The sequence below is a fragment of the Mesorhizobium sp. M0771 genome (assembly GCF_040320155.1).
Classification (GTDB): Bacteria; Pseudomonadota; Alphaproteobacteria; order Rhizobiales; family Rhizobiaceae; genus Mesorhizobium.
Window position 1 is genome coordinate 312783 of record NZ_JAMYPC010000004.1, and the last position, 15798, is coordinate 328580.

At 64.0% G+C, this 15798-nt stretch carries 13 protein-coding genes; 11 read left to right on the forward strand and 2 right to left on the reverse strand.

Going from position 1 to position 15798, the window contains the following annotated elements; translation table 11 throughout:
* The first annotated feature begins 13 nt into the window (after positions 1 to 13).
* From NKI05_RS08875 to NKI05_RS08910, 8 genes are all read left to right on the forward strand, one after another.
* On the forward strand, positions 14 to 829 hold the full coding sequence (locus NKI05_RS08875) for an ABC transporter ATP-binding protein (RefSeq protein ID WP_352792302.1): 816 nt from the start codon (positions 14 to 16) through the stop codon (positions 827 to 829).
* A gap of 54 nt (positions 830 to 883) precedes the next feature.
* Positions 884 to 1684, forward strand: a complete 801-nt coding sequence (locus NKI05_RS08880) for a transporter substrate-binding domain-containing protein (RefSeq protein WP_023671323.1) — start codon at positions 884 to 886, stop codon at positions 1682 to 1684.
* A 161-nt stretch (positions 1685 to 1845) separates the two neighbouring features.
* A complete protein-coding gene (locus NKI05_RS08885; RefSeq protein WP_196813869.1) occupies positions 1846 to 2559 on the forward strand; it encodes an ABC transporter permease in 714 nt (237 codons plus the stop codon).
* Positions 2559 to 3368, forward strand: coding sequence for an ABC transporter permease (locus NKI05_RS08890; RefSeq protein WP_023815970.1), 810 nt, complete (start codon positions 2559 to 2561; stop codon positions 3366 to 3368). Before NKI05_RS08885 ends, NKI05_RS08890 begins: the two co-directional genes overlap by 1 nt.
* A gap of 114 nt (positions 3369 to 3482) precedes the next feature.
* A complete protein-coding gene (locus tag NKI05_RS08895; protein WP_352792303.1) occupies positions 3483 to 4484 on the forward strand; it encodes an Ldh family oxidoreductase in 1002 nt (333 codons plus the stop codon).
* A gap of 237 nt (positions 4485 to 4721) precedes the next feature.
* Positions 4722 to 5003, forward strand: a complete 282-nt coding sequence (locus NKI05_RS08900; protein ID WP_023671327.1) for a hypothetical protein — start codon at positions 4722 to 4724, stop codon at positions 5001 to 5003.
* A gap of 197 nt (positions 5004 to 5200) precedes the next feature.
* Positions 5201 to 5653 (forward strand): DoxX family protein, encoded by a 453-nt coding sequence (locus NKI05_RS08905; protein WP_023671328.1) that lies wholly within the window; start codon positions 5201 to 5203, stop codon positions 5651 to 5653.
* Positions 5654 to 5757: 104 nt separating this feature from the next.
* On the forward strand, positions 5758 to 6738 hold the full coding sequence (locus NKI05_RS08910) for a complex I NDUFA9 subunit family protein (protein ID WP_023671329.1): 981 nt from the start codon (positions 5758 to 5760) through the stop codon (positions 6736 to 6738).
* 14 nt (positions 6739 to 6752) lie between these two features.
* On the opposite strand, the gene NKI05_RS08915 is transcribed toward NKI05_RS08910, so the two are convergent.
* Positions 6753 to 8123: a cytochrome P450 gene (locus NKI05_RS08915; protein WP_023671330.1), complete on the reverse strand. Its 1371-nt coding sequence runs from the start codon at positions 8121 to 8123 to the stop codon at positions 6753 to 6755.
* A gap of 217 nt (positions 8124 to 8340) precedes the next feature.
* Between NKI05_RS08915 and NKI05_RS08920 the strand changes: the two genes are divergently transcribed.
* From NKI05_RS08920 to gyrB, 3 genes are all read left to right on the forward strand, one after another.
* Positions 8341 to 8910, forward strand: coding sequence for an NADPH-dependent FMN reductase (locus NKI05_RS08920; protein WP_023683526.1), 570 nt, complete (start codon positions 8341 to 8343; stop codon positions 8908 to 8910).
* A gap of 76 nt (positions 8911 to 8986) precedes the next feature.
* Positions 8987 to 11617, forward strand: a complete 2631-nt coding sequence (locus NKI05_RS08925) for a caspase family protein (protein ID WP_023683525.1) — start codon at positions 8987 to 8989, stop codon at positions 11615 to 11617.
* A 145-nt stretch (positions 11618 to 11762) separates the two neighbouring features.
* Positions 11763 to 14234 (forward strand): DNA topoisomerase (ATP-hydrolyzing) subunit B, encoded by a 2472-nt coding sequence (gyrB, locus tag NKI05_RS08930; protein WP_023671333.1) that lies wholly within the window; start codon positions 11763 to 11765, stop codon positions 14232 to 14234.
* 36 nt (positions 14235 to 14270) lie between these two features.
* On the opposite strand, the gene NKI05_RS08935 is transcribed toward gyrB, so the two are convergent.
* On the reverse strand, positions 14271 to 15716 hold the full coding sequence (locus tag NKI05_RS08935; protein WP_023703663.1) for a hypothetical protein: 1446 nt from the start codon (positions 15714 to 15716) through the stop codon (positions 14271 to 14273).
* Positions 15717 to 15798 lie beyond the last annotated feature (82 nt).

The following is a 15798-nucleotide window of genomic DNA, read 5'->3' on the forward strand; positions in this document are numbered from 1 at the left end:
CAGAGGTTCCCCGGTGAGCGCGGCGGGAACCGCCGCAGTCCAATCCGGCAAGGCGCAGGACGGCGCCGCCGAAGCCATCCATGTCGAGAACCTGCACAAAAAATTCGGCCATCTGCATGTGCTGAAAGGCGTTTCGCTGTCGGCGCGCGACGGCGAGGTGATCGCCATTATCGGCGGCTCGGGTTCCGGCAAGTCGACGCTGCTGCGCTGCATCAACTGCCTGGAAAACCCGACCAGCGGCATCATCCGCGTCAATGGCGAGGAGATCAAACTCAAGGCCGACAGCCACGGCCACACCATGCCCGCCGACCGCCGGCAGATCGAACGCATCCGCGCCAAGCTCGGCATGGTGTTCCAGAACTTCAACCTGTGGAGCCACATGACGCTGATCGAGAACGTCATCGAGGTTCCGGTGCATGTTCTGGGCGTCAGGCGCGACGTGGCGATCAGGGAAGCCGAAAAGCTTTTGGCGCGCGTCGGCCTGGCCGAAAAGCGCGACGTCTATCCGGCCTATCTCTCGGGCGGCCAGCAGCAGCGCGCGGCGATCGCCCGCGCCCTGGCCATCAACCCGCGCGTCATGCTGTTCGACGAGCCGACCTCGGCGCTCGACCCGGAGCTGGTCGGCGAGGTGCTGAAGGTGATCGGCGACCTGGCGCGCGAGGGCCGCACCATGGTGCTGGTCACGCATGAAATGAAATTCGCCCGCGAGGTCGCGACCCATGTCGTCTACCTCTGCAACGGGCTGGTCGAGGAAGAGGGGCCGCCGGAGCAGATATTCGGCGCACCGAAATCCGAAAGGCTGAAGCAGTTCATCCGCAACATCGGCTAGGACAAGCCGGGACGGAAGAAAACCGGGAACCAACAACAAACTGGGAGTCGTGACATGAAGACTGTTCTGAAAACATTCGCCGCAGCGCTGCTGCTCGGCGTTGCCGCCATGGGCGTGGCCAAGGCCGATCCGGTCAAGATCGGTGTCGCCGCCGAGCCCTATCCGCCCTTCACCTCGCCGGACGCTTCCGGCAAATGGGTTGGCTGGGAAATCGAGTTCATCGACGCCGTCTGCGCCGAGGAGAAGCTCGACTGCGTCATCACGCCTGTCGCCTGGGACGGCATCATCCCGGCGCTGACGACCAAGAAGATCGACGTCATCGCCAGTTCGATGTCGATCACCGCCGAACGCGAGAAGACCATCGACTTCTCGGATAAGTACTACAACACGCCGACCGCCATCATCGGGCCGAAGGACCAGAAATTCGGCGCCACGCCGGACGATCTCAAGGGCAAAGTGCTCGGGGTGCAGGTGTCGACCACCCATTCGGCCTATGCCAAGAAGCATTTCGGCCCCACGGCCGCCGAGATCAAGGAATACCAGACGCAGGACGAAGCCAACAACGATCTGGCCGCAGGCCGCCTCGACGCCGTCCAGGCGGATTCGATCGCGCTCGACGCATTCCTGAAGTCGGACCAGGGCAAGGCCTGCTGCGATCTGAAGGGCATGGTGGCTCCGGACGATGAAGTGCTCGGACCGGGCGTGGGCGCCGGCGTGCGCAAGGAAGACACCGACCTTAAGGCCAAGATCAACGCCGGCATCAAGGCGATCCGCTCGAACGGCAAATATGACGAGATATCGAAGAAATACTTCGATTTCGACATTTACGGTGGTGGCGGCGCGCAGTCGAACTGACGATCCTCGCATGAGCTGAGGGGCATGGCGCCAACGCCATGCCCCTCCTGCCCGACCTTTCCCAGACATGCTTGCCGCCCGCGCTGCCGACGGCGGTGGTTGGACCCAGCAATCCGGGGGCGACGCTGATCGACGCACTTCTTTCGGCCTCGGCGGCCGGCATCATAGAACTTCTCTCGCCCAATCCGCCGGGCTGGGGCGGCACGCTGTTGCTTGGGCTGCTCCATTCGATCGAGATCGCGCTCGGCGCCACGGTCCTCGGTCTTCTGATCGGCACCGGTGGCGCCTTTGGCAAGCTCTATGGCGGTCCTGTCGTGCGCGACCTGCTGGCGGTTTACACCACCATCGTGCGCGCCGTGCCCGAACTGGTGCTGATCCTGCTGCTCTATTATGCCGGAACAGACCTGATCAACCAGGCGCTGACCGCTATGGGCTACCAGCGCGTCGACATCAGCGGCCTTGCCGCGGGCATCGCCGTGCTCGGCTTTGTCCAGGGCGCCTATTCGACCGAAGTGATCCGCGGCGCCATCCTGGCCATACCGCAGGGCCAGATCGAAGCCGCCCGCGCCTATGGCATGTCACCCGGGCTCATGCTGCGGCGCATCACCTTGCCGGCAATGCTGCCCTTCGCCATACCCGGGCTCGCCAATCTGTGGCTGATCGCCACCAAGGATACGGCCCTTCTGGCGGTCGTCGGCTTTTACGAACTGGCGCTGGCGACGCGGCAGGCGGCGGGCGTCACCAAAGCCTATTTCACCTTCTTTTTCGCCGCGGGCGTGCTCTATCTCATCTTGTCGCTGGTCTCCAACCTGCTCATCGGCCGCCTCGAGGCCTGGTCGCGGCGCGGTATGCCGTCGCTCAAGGATGCGCGCTGATGGCCGGAGAAGCGACCATCATCAACGCTGCCGCGCGCACGTCGCTGTGGCTGCAGCCGCATCGCATCGTGCTGATCCTGGTCGCGATCGCGCTGGTTTTCGGCGCAGCCTTCTTCATGCGCTGGGATTGGCTGCCGCAATATTATGAAATGGGGCTTCTCGGCATCTGGCGGTCGCTGTGGATCCTGGCCGTCACCTGCTTTCTCGGCTTCCTGCTCGCCGTGCCGCTCGGGCTCGCGCAGGCCGCCGGCCCGTTCTGGTTTTCCGCGCCCGCCAGGACATTCTGCACCGTCATCAGGGGCACGCCGCTGCTGATCCAGCTATGGCTGCTCTATTACGGGCTGGGCTCGCTGTTTCCGCAATTTCCCTGGATCCGCGAATCCTGGATGTGGCCGTATCTGAGGCAAGCCTGGCCTTATGGCGTGCTGGCACTGACCTTGTCCTTCGCCGGCTATGAGGGCGAAGTAATGCGCGGCGCCTTTGCCGGCGTGCCGAAGGGGCAGTTAGAGGCGGCCCGCGCTTTCGGCATGAGCCGCTGGAAGATTTTCCGCCGCATCTGGCTGCCGCAGGCCATCTACCGGGCGCTGCCGACGCTGACCGGCGAAACCGTGCTGCAGCTGAAGTCGACGCCGCTGGTGGCGACGATCAGCGTCATCGACATCTTCGCAGTCTCGTCCAAGGTCCGGCAGGACACCTACCTCACCTACGAACCCTTGCTGCTTTTGGCGCTGATCTACATGATCATCACCGGCATACTGGTGTTTGCATTCAGCAAGATCGAAGCGCGCATACCGAACAAGGTGGGCTAGGGAATAGTGAGCAGGCAGTAGTGAGTAGTCAGCATATGACCGGGAAACCGCTTGCTTTCGCTACTCCCTACTGACTACTCCCTACTCACTCTCACCACCAATCGGGTCCGCACCATGCAACTCTCTCTCGACCAGGCAACAGGGCTGTGCCGGATGGCGGCGCTCGGCGCCGGCGCCAATGAGGAGGCGGCGCGGTCGCTCACCGCCTCGATCATTGCCGCCGAGGCGGAAGGGCTTTCGACCGTCGGGCTGACCCATTTCATCGATTACCTCGAAGCGCTGGAAGCCGGCCGCATCGACGGCAATGCCGATCCGGTGATCACCAGGCCGGCGCTCGCCGTCTATCTCTCCGATGCGCGTGGCGGCCTCGCCCATACCGGGTTCGACCGCACCATCGATGACCTTGCCAAGGCGGCAAAGCTGTTCGGCGTCGCCATCTTCTCGCAGAAGAACGCTTATACCTGCGGCGCGCTCGGCTATTTCACCGGGCGTCTGGCGCAGCTGGGATTGGTCTCCTTCGCCGCCACCAACGGGCCGGCGGTGCTGGCAGGCTCGGGCTCGGTCAAGCCGGTCTATTGCACCAACCCGATGTCGTTTGCGGCACCCACCGCCGATGGCGCGCCGCTGGTCATCGACCAGTCGTCGAGCGCCACGGCGTTCGTCAACATCCGCAAGGCGGCCGAGGACGGCAAGAAGATCCCCGAAGGCTGGGCGCTGGACGCCAGCGGCAACCCGACCACCGATCCGGCCGCGGCCATGAAGGGCGCCATGCTGGCCTTCGGCGGCCAGCGCGGCGCCAACATCGCGCTGATGGTCGAAGTGCTGGCGGCTGGCCTGTCGGGCGCCAACTGGTCGCTCGACGCGCCCTGGTTCTCCGGCGGACCGGACAGCCCGGGAACCGGCCTGTTCGTGCTCGCCGTCGAGCCCAAGCTGCTCGACCCGGATTTTGAGCAGCGCATGAAGGACCAGCTCGACCGGCTGCGCCGGCGCTTTGGCGTGCACGTGCCGGGCCGGGCGCGGGCCGAAGCGGCGGAGAAGGCGCAGGCGCGCGGCATCAACGCCCCCAAAGCCGTGGTGCAGCGCATTTCCGAATTCGCCGAGCGCTATTCGGGCTGAAGAATCCTTCTTTATCAAACAATTTAAACTGACCTTCCGGTTGGCGACGGGCAGGCGCGCATTTGCGCCGCCTGCTGAACCTTCTTGCGTCTTGCGGCGACCCATCCTTGTCCAGGGCAAGGTGAGCTTGCCCGAACCAGACCGGAGGAAACACCCAACCAAATCGAAAGCCTGCTTCACGCGAAGGGTGTGCCCTTTGCGCTCCGGAAACATCAACCGCAATCAAAGGAAATCATCATGACCAACACCAAGACCACCCTGCTGATAGCAGTCCTTCTGCTCGGTTCTTTCATGGGCGCCACCCAGGCGGCCTCCCTGAAGGCCGCGCCGGTCAAGCCATCTTCGGCCGGCGTCATCACGGCTCCGAGCGGCGGTGCAACCGAGGACCATTACTGCAAGAACGGCCACGCCAAATTTGCCAATTGCAGCGCCGACTTCATCGCGGCCTGCAAGCAGGTCGGCGGCACCATGTCGGATGTCCAGGGCTGGGGTGGGCGTACTTGCTTCACGCCCTCCTGATACCGTCTCAGGTCAGGCCGCTCCGTCGGCCCCTGGCTTCGTCCTGATGCTGCCCGGAAAACGCCGCTTCGGCGGGGTTTTCTGCGTTTCATCCCTCCGTGAGCAATAAACATGACGGTGAAAGTTAACTTTTGTTAACTTGACTTGATGGGACCATCGGGCGTTTGCGAGAGGTCATCACAACAACAGGAGCTACGATGTCCGCAACCACCGACGCCTCCCGCGGCAGACTGATCATTCCGGTGTTTGGCCGCCTGTACTCGTCGCTGCATGACGGCGCCGAAACCCTTCTGCGCGTCGTCGCCGGCGGGTTTCTCACCATTCACGGCTCGCAGAAGATCACCAACCCTTTCGGCGCCGCCGAGATGGTCGAAGGCCTCGGCTTCTATCCCGGCGCGTTCTGGTCGTTGCTTTTGTCCTGCACCGAATTCTTCGGCGGCATTCTGATCGCCATCGGCCTGTTGACTCGGCCCGCCGCCTTTGCCGGCATGATCGTGCTGCTGGTCACCGTCTGGTTCCACTGGATCACTGTCGGCCAGGGCTTTTCCGGCGCTGAAAAGTCGCTTCTATGGGCGGCGATCCTGCTGTTCTTCGTTATCCGCGGCGGCAACCGCCAGTCGGTCGACGCGCGCCTCGGCAAGGCGTTCTGAAGGGTCTATAAGAGGGTGGCAGCGACGACGCGTCACCCTTTGCCTTTGGCCCAAAACGGACTATGAAACGGCTTCAGCCAAGCTTTCGAGCGCCGGAGCCAGCCATGACCGAAATCCTGCAGATCCCCAAGCTCGTGGTCGTCTTCGGCGGCTCCGGCTTCGTCGGCCGCCACATCGTGCGGGCGCTGGCCAAGCGCGGCTACCGCATCAGGGTGGCGGTGCGCCGGCCCGATCTGGCGGGACATCTGCAGCCGCTCGGCAATGTCGGCCAGATCCAGCCGGTGCAGGCCAATGTGCGCGTGCGCTGGTCGGTCGACCGCGCCGTGCAGGGCGCCGACCATGTCATCAATCTGGTCGCCATCCCGCATGAAAGCGGCCGGCAGAAATTCAACACCGTGCACGAATTCGGCGCCCGCGCCGTCGCCGAAGCCGCACGCTCGGTCGGCGCAGGGCTCACCCACATCTCGGCGCTGGGCGCCGACCTCAACGCCGAATCCGACTATGCCCGCACCAAGGCGCTCGGCGAAAAGGCCGTCCTGGAGACGATCCCGGACGCCGTCATCTTCCGTCCGTCGATCAATTTCGGACCGGAGGACAGTTTCTTCAATCGCTTCGCCGACATGGCGCGCTATTCGCCGGTGCTGCCGCTGATCGGCGGCGGCCAGACCAAGTTCCAGCCGGTCTATGTCGGCGATGTCGCCGAAGCCGTGGCGCGTTCGGTCGAGGGCAAGGTCAAGGGTGGCCAGATCTATGAACTCGGCGGGCCGCAAGTGCTCACCTTCAAGCAGTGCATGGAAGAGCTGCTGACCGTCATCGAGCGCAAGCGGCTCCTGGTACCGGTGCCGTGGTGGATGGCCAATCTGCAGGCCTCGATCCTCGGCCTGCTGCCCAACCCGTTGCTGACCAAGGACCAGGTGCTGCTGCTGCGCCAGCCCAACATCGTGTCGGAGGAGGCCAACAAGGCCAACCGGAACCTTGCCGGCCTCGACATCCAGCCGCAGTCTATCGGCACCATCCTGCCCAGCTATCTCTGGCGCTTCCGCGCCGCAGGCCAGTTCCAGCGCAAGCCCGCCGGTATCGCGTAACAAGGCGTGCGCCGTTAAACGCGCCGCGTGACCTGCATCGGCAGGCCGCCCTGCGGCTGTGTCGTCAGTTTCTGCACCGGCCACGGCTTGGTCTCGGCGGTCACATCGAAGCGGAAGCGCGACAGCATGATGGCCAGCGCAATGATCGCCTCCTGCATGGCGAAGCTGGCGCCGATGCAGATGCGCGGACCGGCGCCGAACGGCAGATACTGGAAGCGGTCGATCTTCTCGCGGTTTCCCGGATGGAAGCGTTCGGGCATGAAGGCGTCGGGCATGTCCCACAGTTTTCTGTGGCGGTGGACGACCCAAGGCATCACCAGTACGGCCGCGCGCTTGGGGAGCACCAGATCGTTCCAGGTCTCCGTCTCGATCGGCTCGCGGTTGATCGACGGCGCCGGCGGATAAAGCCGCAGCGCCTCCTCGAAGGCGGCGCGGGTGAACGGCATTGCCTCGAGCCATTTCGTTGGGTCGGGTTCGCGCGCCAGCACGGCCTCGATCTCGCGCTCGACCTTTTCGCGCTCCCACGGCGCTTCGGCGAGGCAGTAGATCGTCCAGCCCAGTGCCCGCGCGGTGGTCTCGTGGCCGGCGCCGATGAAGGTGATGATGTTGTCCTCGACTTCCGCCCGCGTCAGCCCGTCGGGGCCTTCGGCGCGCAGCAGAAGCGTCAGGAAATCCTGCGGCGCGGTGTCGGGGTCGCGCTTCAGCCGCTCCTCGCGCATCTTGACCGTATCGGTGACGATCTTGCGGAAATAGGCCATGGTCTTGCGGCCGCGGATGCGGGTCAGCCGCGGCAGCCATTCGGGCGCGCGCAACAGGTCGAGCGGATCGACGCGGCCCATGGTCTCGAACAGGCGGTCGATCTCCTGCGCGAAACTGCCGGGCTCGCCCGCAATCTCGCCCGAAAACAGCGTCTCGGCCAGGATATCGTAGGTGAGCAGCGTCATGTCATGGGCGACATCGGTCATGCCGCCTTCGTCATAGCGGGCGACGAACTGCATCGTGCGGCGCAGCATCGGCTCGGCGAAGCCGAAGATATGCCGCGGCGTGAACACCGGCGCCATCGCCTTGCGCGAGCGCTTCCACACCTCGCCTTCGGCGGTCAACAGCCCGTCGCGCAAGATCGGTCGCAGGATCATCTGGCGCACCGTCGCCATCTTGTAGTTCTTGGCGTTGTCGATCAGCACGTGGCGGATAAGGCCGGGATCGTTGGCGACGATCAGATGCCCGCCGACGCCATTCGCCGAAATCCAGGGCTCGTTGTAGGTGTGCTCGCCCCACAGTTCGAGCGGATTGCGGTAGACGATCCGCATCATCTCCAGCGTCGAAGGCGGCGTCGTGCGCGGCCTGGGCGCCGGCGGCACGAAGGGGACGGGCTGCGTGTCCATGAGGTGCTCCGCTGATAGCTCAGATGTAGTGGCTGGCAATCCGGGCGTCCATGTGACCGAACGGCAAACTGAAACGCTGCAGCGCCCGGTGTGCCCGACAGACGGTGTGTTCATCGGATCGTGACCGCCGGTGAAACGGTTGCGGCTTGTCCGGTTGGACACTCTGCCATAGGTGACAGTTACCAACAGCTACTGCCAATCGCCCAGGAGAGTCCGCTTGAAGCACAAGCTGAACATCATAATCGGCAGCACGCGGCCGGGCCGCGCCGGGCCGGTCTTCGCCCACTGGCTGGAGGATTTTGCCCGCGAGCACGGCAAATTCGAACCGGTGCTGACCGACATTGCCACGTTCCATCTGCCGGTTCTGGACGAGCCGCATCACCCCAGGCTCGGCAATTACCAGAACGACCACACCAAAGCCTGGTCGAAGGTCATTGATGCCGCCGACGCCTTCGTGTTCGTGGCGCCGGAGTACAATTATTTCGTGGCGCCTGCGATCGTCAACGCCATCGACTACCTTGCGCGCGAATGGAAATACAAGCCAGCCGCCATCTTCAGCTATGGCGGCATTTCCGGAGGCCTGCGCGCCGCGCAGGCGCTGAAGCCGCTGCTGACCGCGGTGGGCGTCATGCCCATCTCGGAAGGCGTCGCGCTGCCGATGTATCAGAAACTGCTGGAGAGCGACGGCTCCTTCCAGGCTAGTGAGCAGGTAGAGGGTGGGACCAAGACCATGCTGGACGAGCTCTCGCGCTGGAGCGGGGCGCTGAAGCCGATGCGGGCTACGTAACGCAGCCGGCCCCGGCTTGCTCATGCCATAAAGAGGTGGAATGGTCGGCAGGTGACTGAGCCGGGGGCGGTTCGATTTGCGCCTGTTGTTTGCCTTGCTGTTGATGCTTGCGACCACCGCCACAGCGGTGGCGGAGCGGCGCGTGGCGTTGGTCATTGCCGAGGACGACTACCGGCTGGTGCGGCCGCTGGCCAATCCTGTCAATGACGGCGAGGTGATGGAAGTGGCGCTGAAGAAGCTCGGCTTCGAGGTCGTGGTCGAGACCAATCGTGATCTCAGGCGCATGCGCCGGGCTCTCGACGATTTTCGCGAGGACGCCATGGGCGCCGACGTGGCGCTGGTGTATTTCTCCGGCCATGGCGTCGAAATCTCCGGCGACAACCGTCTTCTGCCGGTCGATGCCGATGCCTCCTCGCTCGACCAGCTGGAGAAGACCAGCCTGCCGTTGGAGGAAGTGCGCGATGCGGTTGCCGCCACGGCGAAGGTCGGGCTGATCGTGCTCGACGCCTGCCGCAGCGATCCGTTCACAGGCGGCAACGGCGACGGGCGTGGCGCCACATCGCTGATCAAGGACCTGGTGGACAAGATCAAGCCGGGCCTCGGACGCGTCGGCAAGGCGGAAAACATCCTGTTCGCCTTTTCGGCGGCGCCCGGCGAGACGGCTGCCGACGGTACCGGTGCGAATTCGCCCTTTACAGCGGCGCTGATCAAATACCTCGGCACCGACGGGCTCGAAATCCGCTCGGTGCTGACGCTGGTGCAGCAGGAGGTCTACGACCTTTCGCGCGGAAAACAGCTGCCCTACGTCGAGAGCGGGCTGCCGAAGCTGTTCTTCGCCTCGGCGGCCAAGGAACAACTGCCGGAGCGCGAGCGGCTGTTGCTTGCCATGGCCGATGTGACGCCGGAAATGCGCGGCGCGGTCGAACGGGTCGCCAGCGATGCCGACATGCCGCTGGCGCCGCTCTATGGCGCGCTGATCAGTTCCGACACCAGCCATCTCTCCGGCGAAAGCCTGGACGCCAAGCTGCGCGAGGCGGCCGACGCCTTCGTCAAGGTGCGCGGCGAGATGAAGACGCTGGCCGCCGACGACCCGCAGGTGACCGAACTGCGCCGCCAGGCCGAGGAACAGTTGGCGCTCGGCGCTTTCGATGGTGCACGCGTGATCCTCGCCAAGGCCGCCGACGTCGACAATGTCTCGCGCCAGGCGTTGAAGGCCAATTTCGTCAGCCGCACCCTGTCCGAAGCCGCGACGCGATTTCTCTCGGGCGGCGCGGCGCGTGCCACCCTGGACTATGCAACCGCCATCAAGGACTATGAAACGGTGCTGGCGCTCTATGGCGAAGCCGGGCAGACCTCGCTCAGCCTGGAACAGGCCGACCGCCAAAGCCGCACGCTGGAAGAGCTCGGCATCCTCTACACAACGGTCGGCAACACCGACGCCGCCGGCCGCGCCTTTGCGGCGCTGGTCGCCAATCTTGAGCAGCGAGCGCGCCAGGAAACCGATCCGAGCGTCAAGCGCGACCTCGCCATCGGCCATATCAAGTTCGCCAACATCAAGATGGCGCAAGGCGATCTGCCGGCCTCCCTGCAAAACTATGAGGCGGCCAGGGACATGTTGCAGGGCCTGACCACAGACGTGCCGGACAAGAAGGACTGGCTCGGCGATCTCGCCATGGCCAATGACAAGATCGGCAATGTGCTGGCCACGCAAGGCGACCTGGGTGCGGCAGCCCAGGCCTACCAGCAAAGCCTGTCCATCAAGCAGCAATTGGCCGATGCCGAGCCGAACAGCGTCTATCTGCTGCGCGACCTGACCATTACCTACGACGAAATCGGCGGTCTTGCCCGTACCGCCGGCCAGCTGGATGGCGCCCAGACTGCATTCGAAGAGAGCCTGAGAATTCGGCTGGCGCTGGCGCAGAACAACCCCGACGACCCCAGGCATCAGCGCGCCGTCTCCGTCAGCTACACCAGGATCGGCGACGTCCTGCGCGAGCGTGGCGACGCTGCGGGCGCGCTCGACGCCTACAACAAGAGCCAAATAATCGCCGAAGCGCTGGTGCGCCGCGACTCAAACGACACCGATTTGAAGCGCGACCTGTCGGTCGGTTACGCCAAGATCGGCAATGCTTACGGCGACCAGAAGGACTGGCCATTCGCGTTGGAGGCCTACCAGCAGGCGCTGGCCACGGCGCGAGACCTTGCCGCCAGCGACCCAGGCAACACCGATTGGCAGCGCGACCTGTCGGTCTGTCTGGAAAAAATTGCCGGCGTGTTTGATGCCCAGGGCGATATCGCCGGTGCTTTGCAGAACTACCAGGACAGTCTCGTCATTGCCGACCGGTTGGCAAATCTCGACCCGGGCAATTCCGACTGGCAGCGCGACCTGTCGATCACGTTCGAGGAAATAGGCCTGCTGGAGACCAAGCAGCGCCACTATGAGGGCTCGAAGAAGGCCTTCGAAGCCAGCCTGGCCATCCGCCAGCGGTTGGCCCTGTCCGATCCGGACAATGCGATCTGGCAATTCGATCTGGTACAGGCCTATATCAACTATGCCTATGTGGCGAAGAATCCGAAGGCTGTGTTGTCGCAGGCGCTAGACCTGACGCTGGAGCTTGACCGCACAGGCAAACTGGCGCCGAGGGACAAACCCACGATCAAATATCTGCGCCGTCTTCTGGCCAAATTGAAAGCCGCGAAAAAATAGCCGGCTGCCAGCTCGGGATTCAGCCCTGAAATGCCCGCAAACCTTGGAAAAACCGCCTTTTGCGCCTATATCTAGGACATCAAAGCGGCGTGATTCGAAGCCATTTTTTCGCGCTGAGCATGCGGCATCAATCAGACAGGTTTTCATGAGCGATCAAAGCGACAACGCCAACGGCGCTGAGGCCGAATACGGCGCCGATTCCATCAAGGTTTTGAAGGGGTTGGACGCTGTCCGCAAGCGGCCGGGCATGTATATCGGCGACACCGACGACGGCTCGGGCCTGCATCACATGGTCTATGAGGTGGTCGACAACGCCATCGACGAGGCGCTGGCCGGCCATGCCGATCTGGTCACGGTGACGCTCAATCCCGACGGTTCGGTCACCGTTATCGACAATGGCCGCGGGATTCCGACCGATATTCACACTGGCGAAGGCATTTCGGCGGCCGAAGTGATCATGACGCAGCTGCATGCCGGCGGCAAATTCGACCAGAATTCCTACAAGGTGTCTGGCGGCCTGCACGGCGTCGGCGTCTCGGTGGTCAACGCGTTGTCGGCCTGGCTGAAGCTGAAAATCCGCCGCAACGGCCAGATTTTCGAGATGAGCTTCACGCATGGCAATGCCGATGCGCCGCTCAAGGCGACCGGCAGCTATGAGCAGAACAAGCAGCCCGGCACCTATGAGGGCCGCAGCGGTTCCGAGATCACCTTCTTTCCGTCGTCCGAAACCTTCACCATGGTCGAGTTCGACTTCGGCACGCTGGAGCACCGGCTGCGCGAGCTCGCCTTCCTGAATTCCGGCGTGCGCATCATTTTGACCGATGCCCGCCATGCCGATCTCGTGCGCCACGAGTTGCACTATGATGGCGGCCTGGAAGAGTTCGTCAAATATCTCGACCGGGTCAAGAAACCGCTGATCGACAAGCCGATCGCCATCAAGGCCGAGCGCGACGGCATCACCGTCGAAGTGGCGATGTGGTGGAACGACAGCTACCACGAGAACGTGCTGGCCTTCACCAACAACATCCCGCAGCGCGATGGCGGCACCCATCTGGCCGGCTTCCGTGGCGCGCTGACGCGCCAGATCACCGGCTATGGCGAATCGTCGGGCCTGACCAAGAAGGAAAAGGTGGCGCTGATCGGCGACGACTGCCGCGAAGGCCTGACGGCGGTGCTGTCGGTCAAGGTTCCCGACCCGAAATTCTCCTCCCAGACCAAGGACAAGCTGGTCTCGTCGGAAGTCCGCCCGGTGGTCGAAGGCCTGGTCAACGAGGCGCTTGGCACCTGGCTGGAAGAACACCCGACCGAGGGCAAGGTGGTCATCGACAAGGTGATCCAGGCGGCCGCGGCGCGCGAAGCCGCGCGCAAGGCCCGAGACATCACCCGCAAAAGCTCGCTCGGCGTCACCTCTCTGCCTGGCAAGCTTGCCGACTGCCAGGAACGCGACCCGGCGAAATCCGAAATCTTCATCGTCGAGGGTGACTCGGCCGGCGGCTCTGCCAAGGGCGGCCGTTCGCGCCAGAACCAGGCAATCCTGCCGTTGCGCGGCAAGATACTCAATGTCGAGCGGGCGCGCTTCGACCGCATGCTCGGCTCCGAGATGATCGGCACGCTGATCACCGCGCTCGGCACCTCGATCGGCAAGGACGAGTTCAACGCCGACAAATTGCGCTACCACAAGATCATCCTGATGACCGACGCCGACGTCGACGGCGCCCATATCAGGACCTTGCTGCTCACCTTCTTCTTCCGCCAGATGCCGGAGCTGATCGAGCGCGGCCATCTCTACATCGCCCAGCCGCCGCTCTACAAAGTGACGCGCGGAAAAAGCTCGCAATACATCAAGGACGAGAGCGCCTTCGAGGAGTTCCTGATCGGCTCCGGGCTGGAGGAGGCGTCGCTGACGCTTGCCTCCGGCGAGGCGCGGGCCGGACAGGATCTGCGCGGCTCGATCGATGATGCACTGGCCGTGCGCCAGCTCATCAACGGGCTGCACACGCGCTACAACAGGGGCGTGGTCGAACAGGCGGCGATCGCCGGCGCGCTCAACGCCGATGTGCTAAACGACCTCGGCCGCGCCAATGCCATGGCCGAACGCGTCGCCCAGCGCCTTGACATCATTGCCGAGGACACCGAGCGCGGCTGGACCGGCCGGCTGTCGACCTCCAATGAAGGCGTCGGCGGCTATGTGTTCGAACGCACGGTGCGCAGCGTCAAGGAATTCGCGCAGCTCGATGCCGGGCTGATAAATTCGGCCGACGCACGCCAGCTCGACCGCTATGCCCCGCGCCTCATGGAAGTCTATGGCGAGCCGCCGGTGCTGCGCCGCAAGGATGTCTCCGAAACCATTTCGGGGCCGCTGGCGCTGCTCAACGCGGTGTTTGCGACCGGCCGCAAGGGCCTGACCATGCAGCGCTACAAGGGCCTCGGCGAGATGAATGCCGAGCAGCTCTGGGAAACCACGCTCGACCCGAATGTGCGTTCGCTGCTGCAGGTCAAGGTCAATGACGCCACCGATGCGGATTCGCTGTTTTCGCGGCTGATGGGCGACGAGGTCGAACCGCGGCGCGAATTCATCCAGGACAACGCGCTGTCAGTTGCCAATCTGGACATTTGAGGGCTGGGGGCCTTGCCGCCGGAGCTCCACTCCGGGTCAGGCCTTTGGCTCCAGCTTCCGACCAAGGTCCACCGCGTCGCGCAGCACTTGCAGATGCGAGCGCGGCGCGGTGCCCGCCGGCAGGGCGATTTCGACGCCGTTTGCCGTCGATGACCAATAAAGCGTGTGGGTGAAGATACGGCCAAGTGAGCTGCGAAGCTCGATCTGGATGTTCTCCACACCGGGGCCGAAGTTTTCCGTCATCGGACCGGAAATCGGATCGCCTGTCGCCCAGCCATTGCCGCGGTCGTAGACGTTCGTCCAGCGCGTTGCCGCAAACACCGCGCCATGATGCACCGCGCGCTGCGCCTTGCCTTGGCTGTGTCCTTCCCGGTAAAGCACGGTGCCGCCGGGGCGCCCGTCATCGGCAATCGGCGGGCAAGCCGAGAACAGGCGCTCGGCAAGGCCACGCCTGAATTCCGCGAGATTGTAGGTCACCAGGAATTCGCTGTGGGAGAGCGGACTGCCAAGCGTGACGAAATCGCTGATCTTCCAGGGCAGCGGGTGGTCGGCGTCCTTGGTCCGAAGCTGCTGGTAGAGCGCCCATTGACCGCGCCGGAATCCGGCGAGGTCTTCAAGGTTCTTTGGCCACGCTGACCCATCAGAGCCGAGCGTTGCCTTGTCGACGGCCTCGACCGCCGCCAGTTTGGCCTTGTCGCGGACCGCTTCCAGCCTTCGCGGCCGGAACTCGGCCCACAGGATCTGCAGCAAATCATAGGCGATGATCGACCCAAGGCTGTGCGAGACCAGCACGATGCGGTCGTAAGCATCGTCCTTCATCAGCGTCTTGAGCAACGTCAGGCCTCTGTCGCGGATCAGCGCACGCTTCTCGATCGTCGCCGCCTCGGCGCGCACATAAGCGGCGACGTCACCGAAATAGGGCAGGGCGAACTGATCCACCGCCCAGATGACAAAAGAAGCGAGGGTGGTGATCATCAGGCCGGTCGTCAAGGTAACGGCCTGTTGCCAGACCGATGTTGCCAGCACGAGTGCTGCGCCCAGAATGACGATAACGATCAGAAGTGTGGCGACGTAAAGCTTGCGGGCGTCGAGCGGAATGTCGGCGGGCTTGCGCCACAACAGGTTCGTCACCCAGGCGGCCAGCCGGCCGCGCGTCGTGCCTTGCGTGATGTCGGCCCAATAAAGCTCGTAGAAATCGGTACGGCGGCCATCGACGTCGTAGGGCGTGGTGATGCGGCGCAGCTCGTGTGACTTGGTCCGGCTGTCGGGCGTGATCCAGCTCTGGTTGATCGTGGCGCCGGAAACGGCCGGATCGGGAATCTGGGCGTAGGGTGGAGCACGGGTGGGATCGCTGCTCCAGACCGCCTGGACGAATCCCCTCAGCGTACCCATCGGCCGCTGCTCGCCCATGCCGTGCACGATCACCACCGCCTGGCCGGGCTGCGCCTTTTTGTAAGCCAGCGATGCGACAGTCTTGGGCATCAGCGTCTCCGTTGACGACATCCGACGGCGGGATCGCTCATGCTACCCCCGGCTCACCGAGCCAACAATACACGGCAGCCCA